Raw genomic sequence first — 15,112 nt, 5'->3', positions numbered from 1 at the left:
CTCCACCCGTTGTCGTACCCACCCGTTAACGTCAGCTCAGCAGCCTTGTGGTCCGTGCGGCCGCAAGCCCGCACACCCGTAAGCCGCACATCCGTAGGCCCGCACACCCGTGCCCGTACCCGCACGCCCCACCGCGCGCCGGAGAGGAGCAGCCCCCGTGGCACCCAGGACCGCCCTCGCGCCCGACCCGCACGGCCCCGGCGGCCGGCTCCAGCCGCTGGACGACGCGGGCGCCCCGCTCGGCCCGCCCGAGACCGTCCGCGACCTCGCCGCCGCGGTCGCCGCCCGGGAGGCCGCCGGGAGCGATCGTCCGCCGGGGCCCCGCTGGGTCTGGGCCGCCGCCGACTCCGCGTACGCCCCGCTGCTGGCGCGCCTGCCCGACCGGCTCGCCCGCTGCCACGACCTGCGGCTGGTCGAGGCCCTGCTGCTGGCGCACGAGGGCAGGTTCGGCGCGCCCCGCTCGCTCGGCGCCGCCTGGTCCCGGCTGCGCGGCCTGCCCGTCCCGGCGGACCTGCCCGAGCCCGGCCTGGCCGAGGCCGACGGCGGCCAGGACACCCTGTTCGCCCCCGACCGGCTGCAACTTCCGCCCGGCGCCGACCCGTTGGCCGCCGTGGTCGCCGTCCACGCGGAGCAGCAGCGCCGGATCGCCGCGATCGCCGACCCGGGCGCCCGGCAGCGGTTCCGGCTGCTGGTCGCCGCCGAATCGGCCGGCGCCCTGGTGGCCGCCGAGATCGCGCACGACGGCCTGCCCTGGCGCACCGACGTCCACGACCGGCTGCTGACCGAACTCCTCGGCCCCCGCCCGACCGTCCCCGGCACCCAGCCGCGGCTGCTCGCCGACCTCGCCGCCGAACTCCAGCAGGCCCTCGGCGGCAAACCGTTCAACCCCGACTCGCACACCCAGGTGCTGCGCGCCTTCGCCGACGCGGGCATCCAGCTCGGCTCCACCCGCTCCTGGGAGCTCAAGGGCATCGACCACCCGGCCGCCCAGCTGCTCATCCGCTACAAGGAGCTCTCCCGGATCCACGTCGCGCACGGCTGGGCCTGGCAGGATGCCTGGGTCCGCGGCGGCCGCTTCCGGCCCGAGTACGTGGTCGGCGGCGTGGTCTCCGGCCGCTGGGCCAGCCGCGGCGGCGGCGCCCTGCAGATCCCGCGCATCCTGCGCCGGGCCGTGGTCGCCGACCCGGGCTGGCTGCTGGTGGTCGCCGACGCCGCCCAGCTGGAGCCCCGGGTGCTCGCCGCGCTCTCCCAGGACGCCGGGCTGGCCCGCACCGCGGCCGGCGGCGACCTGTACGAGGCGCTCGCCGCCACCGCCTTCCAGGGCGACCGGGAGAAGGCCAAGCTCGGCCTGCTCGGCGCCATGTACGGGCAGACCAGCGGCGACATCGGCCCGCTGCTGAACACCCTGCGCCGCCGCTACCCGGCCGCGATGGGCTACGTCGAGGCCGCCGCCCGCACCGGCGAGGACGGCGGCGTGGTCGCCTCCCGGCTGGGCCGGGTCTGCCCGCCGGCCTCCGCCGACTTCCTCGACCTCACCGAGGCCGACACGGCGGGCGAGGCCGGCGGCCGCACGGCCCGCGCCCGCGGCCGCTTCACCCGCAACTTCGTCATCCAGGCCAGCGCCGCCGACTGGGCCCTCGCCCTGCTCGCGGCGCTGCGCCGGCGGCTGGCCGAACTGCCGGCGGCCGGCCCGGCGGACCGCCCGCACCTGGTGTTCTTCCAGCACGACGAGGTGGTGGTGCACACCCCGGCCAACCTGGCCGACGAGGTGGCCGCCGCCGTCGCCGAGGCCGCCGACGAGGCCCGCCGCCTGGTGTTCGGCGACACCCCGGTGCGCTTCCCGCTCACCACGGCGGTGGTGGACTGCTACGCCGACGCCAAGTAGCCGACGCCGAGCAGCCGACGCCGGTAGCCGACGCCGAGCAGCGCCACCGCGGCCGGGATCAGGGCTTGCGGGATCAGGGCTTCCGGGATCAGGGCTTGCGGGATCAGAGCTTCCGGAATCCCCGCGCGTCCTCGGCCGCCGCGACCACCTCGGCCAGCCCCGCCCCGGTCGAGGCGGTGACGGCGGCGGCCACCGCGCCCTCCACGAACGGCGCGTCCACCAGCTTCACGCCCGGGCGCGGCTCGTCCTCCAGCACCGTGACGGCGGTGAGCACCGAGCTGCCGAGGTCCGGCAGCACGACCACGCCCGCCCCGCCGTCCGCCCGCGCGATCGCCCCGGCGATCAGCTCGTAGCTGGTGCCGAGCCCGCCGTCCTCCGTCCCGCCCGCGACCACCACCCGTACGCCGTCCGGGGCGAGTTCGCCGAGCAGCTCGCGCAGCCCGTCCGCGAGCCGGGCGCTGTGCGAGACCAGAACAATGCCCACGTTTTCGCTCATGCCGTCGACCCTACGGTCCGGTCCCACTGCTCCGGGAGAGTGACCGGAATCGTGCGTGTCGCACCCCGTGCCCACCACCCCCGTCTGGCGTAGCGTCGGGGCAGGCTGTTGCGTCCTCACCAAGGGAGCGAAGAGCGTTGAAGAAGCTGATCAACACCCCGGAGAGCGTCCTGGAGGACGCCCTGGCCGGCTTCGCCGCCGCCCATCCGGAGCTGACGGTGGACATCCCGAACCGGGTGATCACCCGGGCCGCCCGCCCGGCCGGGCCCAAGGTCGCGCTGATCTCCGGTGGCGGCTCCGGCCACGAGCCGCTGCACGGCGGCTTCGTCGGCCCCGGCATGCTCGACGCCGCCTGCCCGGGCGAGGTGTTCACGTCCCCCGTTCCGGACCAGATGCTGGCCGCCGCCAAAGCGGTGGAGAACGGCGCCGGCGTCGTCTTCGTCGTGAAGAACTACACCGGCGACGTGATGAACTTCGAGCTCGCCGCCGAACTGGCCGCCGAGGAGGGCCTGGAGGTCCGCACCGTCCTGGTCAACGACGACGTCGCGGTCGAGGACTCCACCTGGACGGCCGGCCGCCGCGGCACCGGCGCCACCGTGCTGGTCGAGAAGACCGCCGGCGCACTGGCCGAGCGCGGCGCCCCGCTGGACGAGGTGGCCGCCCTGGGTGAACGGGTCAACGCCGCCTCCCGCTCCTTCGCGATCGCGCTCACCGCCGCCACCGTCCCGGCCGCCGGCAAGCCCGGCTTCGACCTGCCCGAGGACGAGATCGAGGTCGGCGTCGGCATCCACGGCGAACCCGGCCGGCGCCGGGAGAGGCTCCGCCCGGCCCGCGAGCTGGCCGCCGAGGTCGTCGAGACCATCCTGGCCGACCACCACCTGACCCCGGGCGACGAGGTGATCGCGCTCCTCAACGGCCTGGGCGCCACCCCGCTGCTGGAGCTGTACGTGGTCTACGGGGAGGTCGCCGCCCGGCTCGCCGAGCGCGGCATCACGGTGGCCCGCAGCCTGGTCGGCAACTACGTGACCAGCCTCGACATGGCGGGCTTCTCGCTCACCCTGACCAAGGCCGACACCCAGTTGCTGGAGCTCTGGGACGCCCCGGTCGACACCCCCGCCCTCAAGCGGGCCTGAGGAGGATCCGCGATGGACCCCGACACCCCGATGTCCGGCACCCCGATGTTCGACACCACGCCGGCCGAGGCCTGGATCCGCGGGATCGCCGCGGCCGTCGAGAAGGAGCAGTCCCGGCTCACCGAGCTGGACTCGGCGATCGGCGACGGCGACCACGGCAGCAACCTCCGGCGCGGCTTCGCGGCCGCCCTCACCGCTCTCGACGGCCTCCGGCCGGCCGGGCCCGGCGCCGTCCTCACCAAGACCGGCACCACGCTCATCTCCAAGGTCGGCGGCGCCTCCGGCCCGCTCTACGGCAAGGCCTTCCGCGCCATCGGCGCCGCCCTGCCCGGGCCCGCCGACCCGGCCGCCCTCGCCGAGGCACTGTCCGCCGGGCTGGACGCCGTCCGCCTCCTCGGCAAGGCCGAACCCGGGGACAAGACCATCGTGGACGCCTGGACCCCGGCCGTCGCCGCCTTCCGCGCCGCGGCCGCCAAGGGCGCCACCCTCCCCGAGGCCGCCGGCGCGGCCGCCGACGCCGCCGAACAGGGCGCCCGCGACACCGTCCCCCTCCAGGCCCGCAAGGGCCGCGCCTCCTACCTCGGCGAACGCAGCATCGGCCACCAGGACCCCGGCGCCACCTCCACCGCCCTCATCTTCCGCGCCCTCGCCGACACCCTCACCGACACCATCGCCCACGCCTGAGCCCCACCCACCCCCTCGCCCCTCTTCTCCCCGCGCCCCGACCGGGGCGCGGGGAACCTCGCCCCGACCAGACCCCCGCCCGCACCACGCCCCCCCGAACCCCGGCCGCCGGCCGCCGGCCGCCGATCAACCGTCCGTCCGCGCGATCAGCAGCAACAACGCGTCGTCCCGCAGGTCCCCGCCGGTGTGCGCCATCAGGTCCCCGTACACCCGCCCCACCGCCGCCTCCAGCTCCCCCGCCGAGCGCGCGGCTCCCCGCACCAGCGCCCCGACCCGCTCCGCCAGCGGATAGAACTCCCCGCTCGTCCGGTGGCGCGCCTCGATCACCCCGTCCGTGCAGAGCACCAGCACGTCCTCCGGCCCGAACGGCTGCCCCCAGGTGGTCGGTTCCCCGGTGGCCAGTCGGCCGAGGCCCAGCGGCACCCACGGGTCGGGCGCGTCCAGGACGTGGGCCCGTCCGTCGCCGTCGACCCGGATCGGCGGCACGTGCCCGTACTGCAGCAGTTCCATCGCCCCGGGCGTGCGGAATTCCGCGAACAGCGCCGTGGTGAACTCCCCGGCCGGCACGTGCCGTTCGACGCTGGCCTCGATCCGCGCGGCGACGCCCCGCAGCTCGGCCTCGTCGTACGCGGCCTCGCGGAACGCGCCCAGCACCACGGCCGCGGTCTGCACCGCCGCGAGCCCCTTGCCCCGGACGTCGCCGACCGCGACCCGGGTCCCGTGCGGTGTCTCCAGGACCGAGTACAGGTCCCCGCCGATCCGCGAGGCGTCCGCCGCCGACACGTACCGGACGGCCAGCCGCAGCGGTCCGACGACCGGTCCGGGCAGCCGGAGCAGTGCCCGCTGGGCGGCCTCGGCGACGGAGCTGACGGCCGCGAAGGCCGCCGCGCGCCGCATCCGGATCTTGGCGACCCAGGCCGAGAACAGCGTCAGCACCAGGTAGCTGACCATCGCGCCGTAGAGGAAACGCGCGTCGTTGATGTTGTCGACCTCGTCGTAGTGGCTGAGCCCGAACACCGCGAGCAGCCCGAGCGAGCAGACCGCGAGCAGCTCGCGGGGCCGCAGGGTCAGTGCCGCGATGGCCGGCACGACGGTCATCAGCGGGGCGAGGTAGCGGTCCTTGCCGGAGAGGAAGTCCGCGAGCGCGACCAGCAGGATGGCGAGCAGCGACGGGGCGGCGCGCCGCCAGAGCGGCACGTCCTGGAGGTCGGCGGCCAGCAGGGCGCCGCGCTGCCGGTCCGGCGGCAGTCCGGCTGCCTTGGGAGCCGAGGGGGACTGGGCGCGGCGGATCGGAAACACATATCGAACATAAGGGACGATCACGACACCCACCCGCCCACCCCGTCGCCTACGATGCGATGCACCTCCCCCGCCACCCCACGGAATACCCCACAGGGGTATGGTGTCATCATCGTAGGAACCCGCACCGATCTTCCGGAGGCCCCGATGTCCAGCACCATCACCTACACCGTGTCCGGCATGAGCTGCGGCCACTGCGAGAAGGCGATCAGCGAGGAGCTCTCCGCCCTCGCCGGTGTCACCGAGGTCGCCGCCGACGCCAAGGCCGGGACCGTGACGGTCTCCTCCGCCGCGCCGTTGGAGGACGAGCAGGTCCGCGCCGCCGTCGACGAGGCCGGCTACGAGCTGGTCGGCCGCAGCGCCTGAACCACCGAGGTACGGCGGGGCCGGACCAGCGGCCCCGCCGTAAGCCCAGCAAGGAGCTGATCCGCATGAGCACGTCCGCCCCGGACCTCGAGGCCCGGGACCGGGTCGAGCTGTCGATCGGCGGGATGACCTGCGCCTCCTGCGCGGCCCGGATCGAGAAGAAGCTCAACCGGCTGGACGGCGTCGAGGCGACCGTCAACTTCGCCACCGAGAAGGCCCGGGTCGACTACGGCCCCGGGGTCACGGTGGCGGACCTGATCGCCACGGTCGAGCGCACCGGCTACACCGCCGAGCTCCCCCCGCCCCCGGCGCCCGCCGCCCCCACGCCGGCCGGTGCCGTGCCGACCGGTGCCGCCGCCGCGCCCGAGCAGCCCGCCGCCGACCCCCTCCGCGACCGGCTGCTGATCGGCGCCGTGCTCAGCGTCCCGGTGGTCCTGCTGTCGATGGTCCCGGCCCTGCAGTTCACGAACTGGCAGTGGCTGGCCTTCGCGCTCACCGGCCCGGTCGTGGTGTACGGCGGTCTGCCGTTCCACCGCGCCGCCTGGACCAACCTCAAGCACGGCGCCGCCACCATGGACACCCTGGTCTCGCTCGGCACCCTGGCCGCCTTCGGCTGGTCGTTCTGGGCGCTGTTCTGGGGCCACGCCGGCCTGCCCGGGATGCGCCACGACTTCTCGCTCTCCGTCGGCGACACCGACCCCTCCTCCGCGCTCTACCTGGAGACCGCCGCCGCCGTCACCGTGCTGATCCTGCTCGGCCGCTGCCTGGAGGCCCGCTCCAAGCGCCGGGCGGGCGCCGCGCTGCGCGCCCTGCTCGACCTCGGCGCCAAGGACGTCGCGGTCCTGCGAGGAGGCCGCGAGGTGAGCCTGCCGGTGGACCGGCTGACCGTCGGCATGCGCTTCGTGGTCCGCCCCGGGGAGAAGATCGCCACCGACGGCGTGGTGGCCGAGGGCAGCTCCGCCGTGGACGCCTCGATGCTCACCGGCGAGTCCGTCCCGGTCGAGGTCACCGTCGGCGATCCCGTCACCGGCGCCACCGTCAACGCCGGGGGCCGCCTGGTGGTCGAGGCCACCCGGGTCGGCGCCGACACCCGGCTGGCCCGGATGGCCCGGCTGGTCGAGGAGGCCCAGAACGGCAAGGCAGCCGCCCAGCGGCTGGCCGACCGGGTCTCCGCCGTCTTCGTCCCCGCCGTCATCCTGATCGCCCTGGCCACCCTGGTCACCTGGCTGCTGGTCACCGACAGCCCGACCGAGGCCTTCACCGCCGCCGTGGCCGTCCTGATCATCGCCTGCCCCTGCGCGCTGGGCCTGGCCACCCCGACCGCGCTGCTGGTCGGCACCGGCCGCGGCGCCCAGCTCGGGATCCTGATCAAGGGCCCCGAGGTCCTGGAGTCCACCCGCGCGGTGGACACCGTCGTCCTGGACAAGACCGGCACCGTCACCACCGGCCGGATGACGCTGCTCGCCGTCCACACCACCGACACCACCACCGAGGCCGAGGCGCTGCGCCTGGCCGGCGCCGTCGAACACGCCTCCGAACACCCGATCGCCGCCGCCATCACCGCGGCCGCCACCGAGCGGACGGGCGAGCTACCGCCGGTCGAGGGCTTCCGCGCCGTCCCCGGCCGGGGCGTGGAGGGCGTCGTGGCGGGCCGCACGGTGGTCGCCGGGCACGAGGCCCTGCTCGCCGACCGGGCGCTGCACCTGCCGCCCCCGCTGGCCCGCGCCAAGGCCGCCGCCGAGGCGGCCGGCCGCACCGCCGTCGCGGTCGGCTGGGACGGCGAGGCCCGGGCCGTCCTCGAGGTCGCCGACACGGTCAAGCCGACCAGCGCCGAGGCGATCACCCGGCTCCGCGCGCTGGGCCTGCGCCCGGTGCTGCTGACCGGAGACCACCGTGCGGTCGCCGAGGCGGTCGCGGCCGAGATCGGCATTCCCGCACCGGACGTGATCGCCGAGGTGCTCCCCGAGGACAAGGTCGCGACGGTCGAGCGACTGCAGGCCGAGGGCAGGGTCGTCGCGATGGTCGGCGACGGCGTCAACGACGCCGCCGCGCTCGCCCAGGCCGACCTGGGCCTGGCGATGGGCACCGGCACCGACGCCGCGATCGAGGCCGGCGACCTCACCCTGGTCCGCGGCGACCTACGCTCGGTGGCCGACGCCATCCGGCTCTCCCGCCGCACCCTCGCCACCATCAGGGGCAACCTGTGCTGGGCCTTCGGCTACAACGTGGCGGCGATCCCGCTGGCCGCCGCCGGACTGCTCAACCCGATGATCGCCGGGGCCGCGATGGCCTTCTCCTCGGTCTTCGTGGTCACCAACAGCCTGCGCCTGCGCCGCTTCCGACCCGCCTGAGCCCTGACCCGGGACGACCCCTCTGAACTCTGACCCCGCACAACGCGAAGGCCCGGACCGCCGTCGGTCCGGGCCCCTCGCCGTACGTCAACGTCCCAGCAGCTCGCCACCGTTGCAGTGCAGGATCTCACCGGTGATGAACCCGGCCTCGGGCGAGGCGAGGAAGTGCACGGCCGCCGCGACCTCGCCGCTCTCCCCGATCCGGCCGAGCAGGGTGCGGGCCGCGCGCCGGGCCACCTCGGCCTCGTCCAGCCGCGGCCCGAAGAACTCGGTGCCGCTGACCGTCCCCGGCGCGACGATGTTGGCGGTGATGCCCGAGGTGCCCAACTGGGCGGCCAGGAAGTGGTTCCAGGCGTGCAGCGAGGCCTTCGCCGCGCCGTACGAGCCGGCCCCGCGCAGGGCGGCGATGGAGCTGATGGTGACCACGCGGCCGGAGCCGGGGGTGAGCCGGTCGCGGATCGACTCGGTGAGCAGCACCACGGTCAGCACGTTGCGCTCGAAGTCGCCGCGCCAGCGGGCCAGCAGGGCGTGCGGCCCACCGCCGACGACGGTCTCCCGGCTGCCGGCGTTGTTGACCAGGACGTCGATCTGCTCGGGCAGTTCGCGAAGGGCGTCCTCCACGGCATCCGGGTCGGCGAGGTCGCACACCAGCGGGGTGACGTTCGGTCCGAGGTCGGCCGCGGCCTTCTCCAGGACCGCCCGGCGGCGGCCCACGATCACCACGTGGTCGTCCAGCTCGGCGAACCGCCGCGCGACTTCGTACCCGATTCCCGTGCCACCGCCGGTGACGACGACGTTCCTGGCCATCTGCGCACTCCCTCCCCAGTTCCGCCGTCGCGCTGCGAGTGTGCGCGACGGTCCGTACCGGAATGCCACGATTCCTATCACGCTCGGTTGCCGTGACTGCGGGGAGGGTGACGTCCCGCCCGAGTGAAGGTGTGGTATGGGCGGGGTACGACGCGCACACGGAGCGTGGCGAGAGGCAGCTCACACCCCCCGGGCGTAACTTCTCGCACCCTGATACGTCTTAGGTTGGTAGTGCGGCAGTTTTTCCGGTGGGCGAGGACACACTGAACGGCAATGTGTCCCCGCGCTTGCATCGGCTGCCGCCGACGGGGCTCCGGCGGGCCCCGGGAACGGTCGTCGTCCTCGACGGCCTTCGCGCACGGCGCCGGGGTTCTGGCGGGCCAGGGACGCTTTGAGCGGCCGTCCACGGCTGCGGCCGGCCCCGGAGTCGTGCGTCGTACGGTTCCGTCTTCGCGCGGCCCCCTCCGGGGGTACGGCGCGGGGACGCGAAGGGGCCCGGTCGCTCAGACGGCAACCGGGCCCCTTTCAGCTTCCGTCCGGGCCGGAGCCCGTCGTCGGCGTCGTCGCGCGCGTGGTCAGCGGCCCTCGAGCGGGACGTAGTCGCGGATCGCGGTGCCGGTGTAGATCTGGCGCGGACGGCCGATCCGGCTGGTCGGGTCGTTGATCATCTCGTGCCAGTGGGCGATCCAGCCCGGCAGCCGGCCGAGGGCGAACAGCACGGTGAACATGCTGGTCGGGAAGCCCATGGCGCGGTAGATCAGGCCGGTGTAGAAGTCCACGTTCGGGTACAGCTTGCGCGAGATGAAGAAGTCGTCCTTGAGGGCGTGCTCCTCCAGCTTGAGCGCGATCTCCAGCAGCTCGTCGCTCTTGCCGAGCTGGCCGAGGACCTCGTGCGCGAGCAGCTTGACCTGGGCGGCACGCGGGTCGAACGCCTTGTAGACCCGGTGACCGAAGCCCATCAGCTTGACGCCGGCTTCCTTGTTCTTCACCTTCGTGATGAAGGAGTCGACGTCGCCGCCGTCCTTCTGGATGCTCTCCAGCATCTCCAGGACCGCCTGGTTGGCGCCGCCGTGCAGCGGGCCCCACAGGGCCGAGATGCCGGCCGAGATCGAGGCGAACAGGTTGGCGTGGCTGGAGCCGACCAGGCGCACGGTGGAGGTCGAGCAGTTCTGCTCGTGGTCCGCGTGCAGGATGAGCAGCTTGTCCAGGGCGTTGACGACGACCGGGTTGAGCTCGTAGTCCTCGGCGGGGACGGCGAAGGTCATCCGCAGGAGGTTCTCGACGTAGCTCAGGTCGTTGCGCGGGTAGACGAAGGGCTGGCCCATCGCCTTCTTGTACGCGTACGCGGCGATCGTCGGCAGCTTGGCGAGCAGGCGAACCGTCGACAGGTGGCGCTGGGCCGCGTCGAACGGGTTGTGGCTCTCCGGGTAGAACGTGGACAGCGCGCCGACCACCGAGGACAGCATGGCCATCGGGTGGGCGTCCCGCGGGAAGCCCTGGAAGAAGCGCTTGACGTCCTCGTGCAGCAGGGTGTGCTGGGTGATCTCGCGGCTGAACTCCGCCAGCTGGTCCGCGTTGGGCAGCTCGCCGTTGATCAGGAGGTACGCGGTCTCGATGAAGCCGCCCTGGGAGGCGAGCTGCTCGATCGGGTAGCCGCGGTACCGCAGGATGCCGTTGTCGCCGTCCACGAAGGTGATCGCGGACTTGTACGCGGCGGTGTTACCGAAGCCGTTGTCCAGGGTGACCAGGCCGGTCTGCGGGAGCAGCTTCGAGATGTCGAAGCCGGCGTTGCCCGCAGTGCTCTCGACGACGGGGTACTCGTACTCGCCGTCCTGGTACCGCAGTACTACCGAGTTGTCGCTCACGTCTTCCTCACCGACGAAATGAATCCTCTTCCAAGGTGCCCTGACTGTCTCTACGATCCCCCATCCGGAGGACAGCCGCGCACCCGGGGTGACCCGAAAGGGCCCACCCCTACAAAACCTGCCGCCGCAGCCGGTACGAACCGGACAAGATCGGCACAAGCCTAGGTTCTGCCGTAAATCTCTTCACGTCAAGAGAACATTAGAGGCAACCATCCTGCTGGACAATCATCCAGTAGTCAGCCGGTGATCGAGCGCGGTATGCCTCCGACCTGCACTGACAGCCCGTACGGCCTGTCCGATCGCCTTCCGTGACCCGACCAGCACCACGAGTTTCCGGGCCCTGGTCACAGCGGTGTAGAGCAGGTTCCGCTGGAGCATCGTCCAGGCGGACATGGTGACCGGAATCACCACCACCGGGTACTCACTGCCCTGCGAGCGGTGGATCGTCACCGCGTACGCGTGGGCCAGCTCGTCCAGTTCGTCGAAGTCGTACCCCACCTCCTCGTCCTCGTCGGTGAGCACCGTCAACCGCTGGTCGTCCACGCTGAGGGCGGTCACCACTCCCACTGTGCCGTTGAAGACCCCGTTCCGCCCCTTGTCGTAGTTGTTGCGGATCTGCGTGACCTTGTCCCCCACCCTGAACGTCCGGCCACCGAAGCGGCGTTCAGCCAGGCCCTCCCGGGCCGGCGTCACCGCCCCCTGCAGCAGGGTGTTCAGGTTCCCCGCGCCCGCCGGACCGCGGTGCATCGGAGCCAGCACCTGGACGTCCCGGCGCGGGTCGAAGCCGAACTTCTGCGGGATCCGGCGCGCCACCACGTCCACCGTGAGCCCGGCCGCCCGCTCCGCGTCGTCCTCCGCGAACAGGAAGAAGTCCGCGAGACCCTCCGTCAGGGGCGGCCTGCCCTCGTTGATCCGGTGCGCGTTGGTCACCACGCCCGACTGCTGCGCCTGCCGGAAGATCCTGGTCAGCCGCACCGACGGGATCGGCCCGCCCGCCGCCAGCAGGTCCCGCAGCACCTCCCCGGCACCCACCGAGGGCAACTGGTCCACGTCCCCCACGAACAGCAGGTGAGCGCCCATCGGCACGGCCTTGACCAGCTTGTTCGCCAGGATCAGATCCAGCATCGAGGCCTCGTCGACCACCACCAGGTCCGCGTCCAGCGGCCGGTCCCGGTCGTACGCGGCATCCCCGCCCGGCTTCAGCTCCAGCAGCCGGTGCACCGTCGACGCCTCCATCCCGGTGAGCTCCGACAGCCGCTTCGCCGCCCGGCCGGTCGGCGCCGCCAGCACCACCTTGGCCCGCTTCGCCAGCGCCAGCGTCACGATCGACTTCACCGTGAACGACTTGCCGCAGCCCGGACCGCCCGTCAGCACCGCGACCCGCTCGGTCAACGCCAGCCGCACCGACTGCTCCTGCTCCGGCGCCAGCTCCGCCCCGGTCCGCTTCGCCAGCCACTCCAGCGCCACCGGCCAGTCCACCCCGGCGAACCAGGGCATCCGGTCCGTGCCCGAACGCAGCAGCCGCAGCAGCTGGTTGGCCAGCGAGATCTCCGCCCGGTGGAACGGCACCAGGTACACCGCGGTGATCGACTCGCCGCCCTCCCCCGGCACCGACTCGCGCACCACCCCCTCGGTCGCCACCAGCTCCGCCAGGCAGTCGATCACCAGCCCGACATCCACCTGCAGCAGCTTCACGCCGTCCGCGATCAGCCGCTCCTCCGGCAGGAAGCAGTGCCCCTGGTCGCTGCTCTGCGACAGCGCGTACTGCAGCCCGGCCTTCACCCGCTCCGGGCTGTCGTGCGGGATCCCCACCGCCTGGGCGATCCGGTCCGCCGTCAGGAAGCCGATGCCCCACACGTCCCCGGCCAGCCGGTAGGGCTCGTTCTTCACCACACCGATCGAACCGTCGCCGTACTGCTTGTAGATTCGCACAGCCAGCGAGGTCGACACCCCGACCCCCTGCAGGAAGACCATCACCTCCTTGATGGCCTTCTGCTCCTCCCAGGCCGCCGCGATCTTCTTCGTCCGCTTCGGCCCCAGCCCCGGCACCTCGATCAGCCGGCCCGGCTCGGTCTCGATCACCTCCAGGGTGTCCACCCCGAAACGCTCCACGATCCGCTCGGCGAACCGCGGCCCGATCCCCTTGATCAGCCCCGAGCCCAGGTACCGCTGGATCCCCTGGATGGTGGCCGGCAGCACCGTCGTGTAGTTCTCCACCGTGAACTGCCGCCCGTACTGCGGGTGCGAGCCCCATCGCCCGTGCAGCCGCAGCGACTCCCCGACCTGCGCCCCCAACAGCGCGCCCACCACGGTCAGCAGATCGTTCCCGCCCCGGCCGGTGTCCACCCGGGCCACCGTGTAGCCGGTCTCCTCGTTGGCGTAGGTGATCCGCTCCAGCACGCCCTCGACCTGCGCGAGCTGGCGCGGCTGCTGCTCCGACGGCGCCTGCTTGCTCACCGGACCCCCTTCGACCGGTACGGGTGGATCATTCCGCTACGCACCGTACCGCCCGGCCCCGACAACCCCACAGCCCGGAGCCCGCGGATCCACGCCCGGAGGCTGCCGTGCAGCGCCTCCGCCGAGGTGCCAGGCTGTGAGTAGGCAGGGGGGCCGTCGACCGCGCCCCGCCCGGGCCGGCCCCGTCCGAGGAGCAGTGCCGACATGCTCAACACCGCCTTCCGCCCCGGCTCCCCGAACTGGCTCGACCTGAGCAGCCCCGACACCCGGGCCTCCGTCGACTTCTACACCGCCCTGTTCGGCTGGACCTTCGCCTCGGCCGGCCCCGAGGCCGGCGGCTACGGCTTCTTCCAGCGCGACGGCCGGACCGTCGCCGCTCTCGGCCCGCTCACCGAGGAAGGCGCCCGGCCCGACTGGACGCTGTACTTCGCCACCCTCGACGCCGACCGCACCACCGAACTGGTCGAAAAGGCCGGCGGCCGCGTCCGGTTCGCCCCCTTCGACGTCTTCACGGCGGGCCGGATGGCCGGCTACACCGACCCCACCGGCGCCGACTTCGCCGTCTGGCAGCCGCACGACACCCGCGGCCTGGACCTCGTCGACCAGGAGGGCAGCCTGTGCTGGGCCGAGTGCCACAGCATCGACGCCGAGCTCGCCAAGTCCTTCTACCGCACCGTCTTCGACTGGCAGGAGCAGGACGTCCCGTTCGAAGGCACGAGCTACACCGTCCTCACCCCGGCGGGCGGCGGCACCGACGACGCCCACGGCGGTATCGTGCAGCTCGGCCCCGAGCAGACCGCCGCCGGCACCAGCTCGCACTGGCTCCCGTACTTCGAGGTCCCCAACACGGACGCCGGCCTCGCCATCGCCACCAACCTCGGCGCGACCGTGCGGATCCCCGCCACGGACGTCCACGGCGTCGGCCGCCTCGCCCAGCTGGCCGACCCGCACGGCGCGGTGTTCGCCGTCATCACCAGTGCCGAGCCCGGGGAGTGACACCGGCTCACCCCTCCCCCGGATCGCCCCTCCCCGGAGCGGGCCTCAGAAGGGGCCTGAGGGGGTGCTACGGGCGTAGACACGTAAGGGTGGGCAAGAAGAGGGCTTCTATTCTCTGATCATGAGCGACACGACCGATGTGACGATCCGCCCGGCGACCGAGGCGGACCTCCCGGCAATAGTGGCGATGCTCGCGGACGACCCGCTGGGCGCCACCCGCGAGAACCTCGACGACCTCACTGCCTACCGCACCGCCTTCGCCCGCATCGACGGCGACCCGCACCAGCACCTGGTCGTCGCCGCCCGCGCCGGCCGGACCGTCGGCACCCTGCAACTGACCCTCATCCCGGGCCTCTCCCGGCAGGGCTCCACCCGCACGATCATCGAGGCCGTCCGTATCCACGCCGACGAACGCGGCAGCGGACTCGGCACCGTCCTGATCGAGTGGGCCATCGAGCGCTCCCGCGAACTCGGCGCCGAACTCGTCCAGCTCACCTCCGACGCCACCCGCACCGACGCACACCGCTTCTACGAGCGGCTCGGGTTCGTGCCGTCGCACGTCGGTTTCAAGCTGAAGGTCTGACACGGCGCCCGAGCCATCGCCCGAAATACCGTCCGGAAACCGTCCGTAAACGCGAAGAACCCCCATCCGGGATCCGGATGGGGGTTCTTCTGAAAGATTGTTCGGCGGCGTCCTACTCTCCCACAGGGTCCCCCCTGCAGTACCATCGGCGCTGTAAGGCTTAGCTTCCGGGTTCGGAATGTAACCGGGC

At 73.1% G+C, this 15,112-nt stretch carries 12 protein-coding genes and 1 rRNA gene; 7 read left to right on the top strand and 6 right to left on the bottom strand.

What is annotated here, in order from left to right; translation table 11 throughout:
- Positions 1-157: 157 nt before the first annotated feature.
- Complete coding sequence (locus tag ACZ52R_RS11140) at positions 158-1,885, top strand: bifunctional 3'-5' exonuclease/DNA polymerase (RefSeq protein ID WP_465662537.1); 1,728 nt, start codon at positions 158-160, stop codon at positions 1,883-1,885.
- 103 nt (positions 1,886-1,988) lie between these two features.
- Here ACZ52R_RS11140 and dhaM read toward each other — a convergent pair whose 3' ends face one another.
- Positions 1,989-2,381 carry a dihydroxyacetone kinase phosphoryl donor subunit DhaM gene (gene dhaM / locus ACZ52R_RS11135; RefSeq protein WP_360503561.1) on the bottom strand — a complete coding sequence of 131 codons (393 nt, stop codon included), beginning with the start codon at positions 2,379-2,381 and terminating at the stop codon, positions 1,989-1,991.
- 137 nt (positions 2,382-2,518) lie between these two features.
- Here dhaM and dhaK point away from each other — a divergent pair, with 137 nt between their 5' ends.
- A complete protein-coding gene (gene dhaK, locus ACZ52R_RS11130) occupies positions 2,519-3,514 on the top strand; it encodes a dihydroxyacetone kinase subunit DhaK (RefSeq protein ID WP_465662533.1) in 996 nt (331 codons plus the stop codon).
- Between the two features lie 45 nt (positions 3,515-3,559).
- Positions 3,560-4,198 (top strand): dihydroxyacetone kinase subunit DhaL, encoded by a 639-nt coding sequence (dhaL, locus tag ACZ52R_RS11125; RefSeq protein WP_465753442.1) that lies wholly within the window; start codon positions 3,560-3,562, stop codon positions 4,196-4,198.
- Positions 4,199-4,324: 126 nt separating this feature from the next.
- Here the strand turns inward: dhaL and ACZ52R_RS11120 are convergent, their stop codons facing one another.
- On the bottom strand, positions 4,325-5,497 hold the full coding sequence (locus tag ACZ52R_RS11120) for a PP2C family protein-serine/threonine phosphatase (RefSeq protein ID WP_465622954.1): 1,173 nt from the start codon (positions 5,495-5,497) through the stop codon (positions 4,325-4,327).
- Positions 5,498-5,644: 147 nt separating this feature from the next.
- Here ACZ52R_RS11120 and ACZ52R_RS11115 point away from each other — a divergent pair, with 147 nt between their 5' ends.
- Positions 5,645-5,863, top strand: coding sequence for a heavy-metal-associated domain-containing protein (locus tag ACZ52R_RS11115; protein ID WP_360503569.1), 219 nt, complete (start codon positions 5,645-5,647; stop codon positions 5,861-5,863).
- 65 nt (positions 5,864-5,928) lie between these two features.
- A complete protein-coding gene (locus tag ACZ52R_RS11110) occupies positions 5,929-8,214 on the top strand; it encodes a heavy metal translocating P-type ATPase (RefSeq protein ID WP_465753351.1) in 2,286 nt (761 codons plus the stop codon).
- A gap of 87 nt (positions 8,215-8,301) precedes the next feature.
- Here the strand turns inward: ACZ52R_RS11110 and ACZ52R_RS11105 are convergent, their stop codons facing one another.
- The 3 genes from ACZ52R_RS11105 to recD2 form a co-directional block, all read right to left on the bottom strand.
- On the bottom strand, positions 8,302-9,021 hold the full coding sequence (locus ACZ52R_RS11105) for an SDR family NAD(P)-dependent oxidoreductase (RefSeq protein WP_360503574.1): 720 nt from the start codon (positions 9,019-9,021) through the stop codon (positions 8,302-8,304).
- 575 nt (positions 9,022-9,596) lie between these two features.
- A complete protein-coding gene (locus tag ACZ52R_RS11100; RefSeq protein WP_465622948.1) occupies positions 9,597-10,886 on the bottom strand; it encodes a citrate synthase in 1,290 nt (429 codons plus the stop codon).
- Between the two features lie 225 nt (positions 10,887-11,111).
- Positions 11,112-13,343 carry an SF1B family DNA helicase RecD2 gene (gene recD2 / locus ACZ52R_RS11095; protein WP_465622946.1) on the bottom strand — a complete coding sequence of 744 codons (2,232 nt, stop codon included), beginning with the start codon at positions 13,341-13,343 and terminating at the stop codon, positions 11,112-11,114.
- A 204-nt stretch (positions 13,344-13,547) separates the two neighbouring features.
- Here recD2 and ACZ52R_RS11090 point away from each other — a divergent pair, with 204 nt between their 5' ends.
- The gene (locus tag ACZ52R_RS11090; protein WP_360503583.1) at positions 13,548-14,339 is read left to right on the top strand and encodes a VOC family protein; all 792 of its coding nucleotides are present in this window, start codon (positions 13,548-13,550) and stop codon (positions 14,337-14,339) included.
- Between the two features lie 121 nt (positions 14,340-14,460).
- A complete protein-coding gene (locus ACZ52R_RS11085) occupies positions 14,461-14,922 on the top strand; it encodes a GNAT family N-acetyltransferase (RefSeq protein WP_465662527.1) in 462 nt (153 codons plus the stop codon).
- Between the two features lie 99 nt (positions 14,923-15,021).
- Here the strand turns inward: ACZ52R_RS11085 and rrf are convergent.
- Positions 15,022-15,112, bottom strand: a 5S ribosomal RNA gene (gene rrf, locus ACZ52R_RS11080); the annotation flags it as partial.

This window comes from Kitasatospora sp. NPDC034023 (assembly GCF_055575795.1).
Note: the sequence above shows the minus strand (reverse complement) of the source record. Positions and strands in the feature narration are given on the sequence as shown.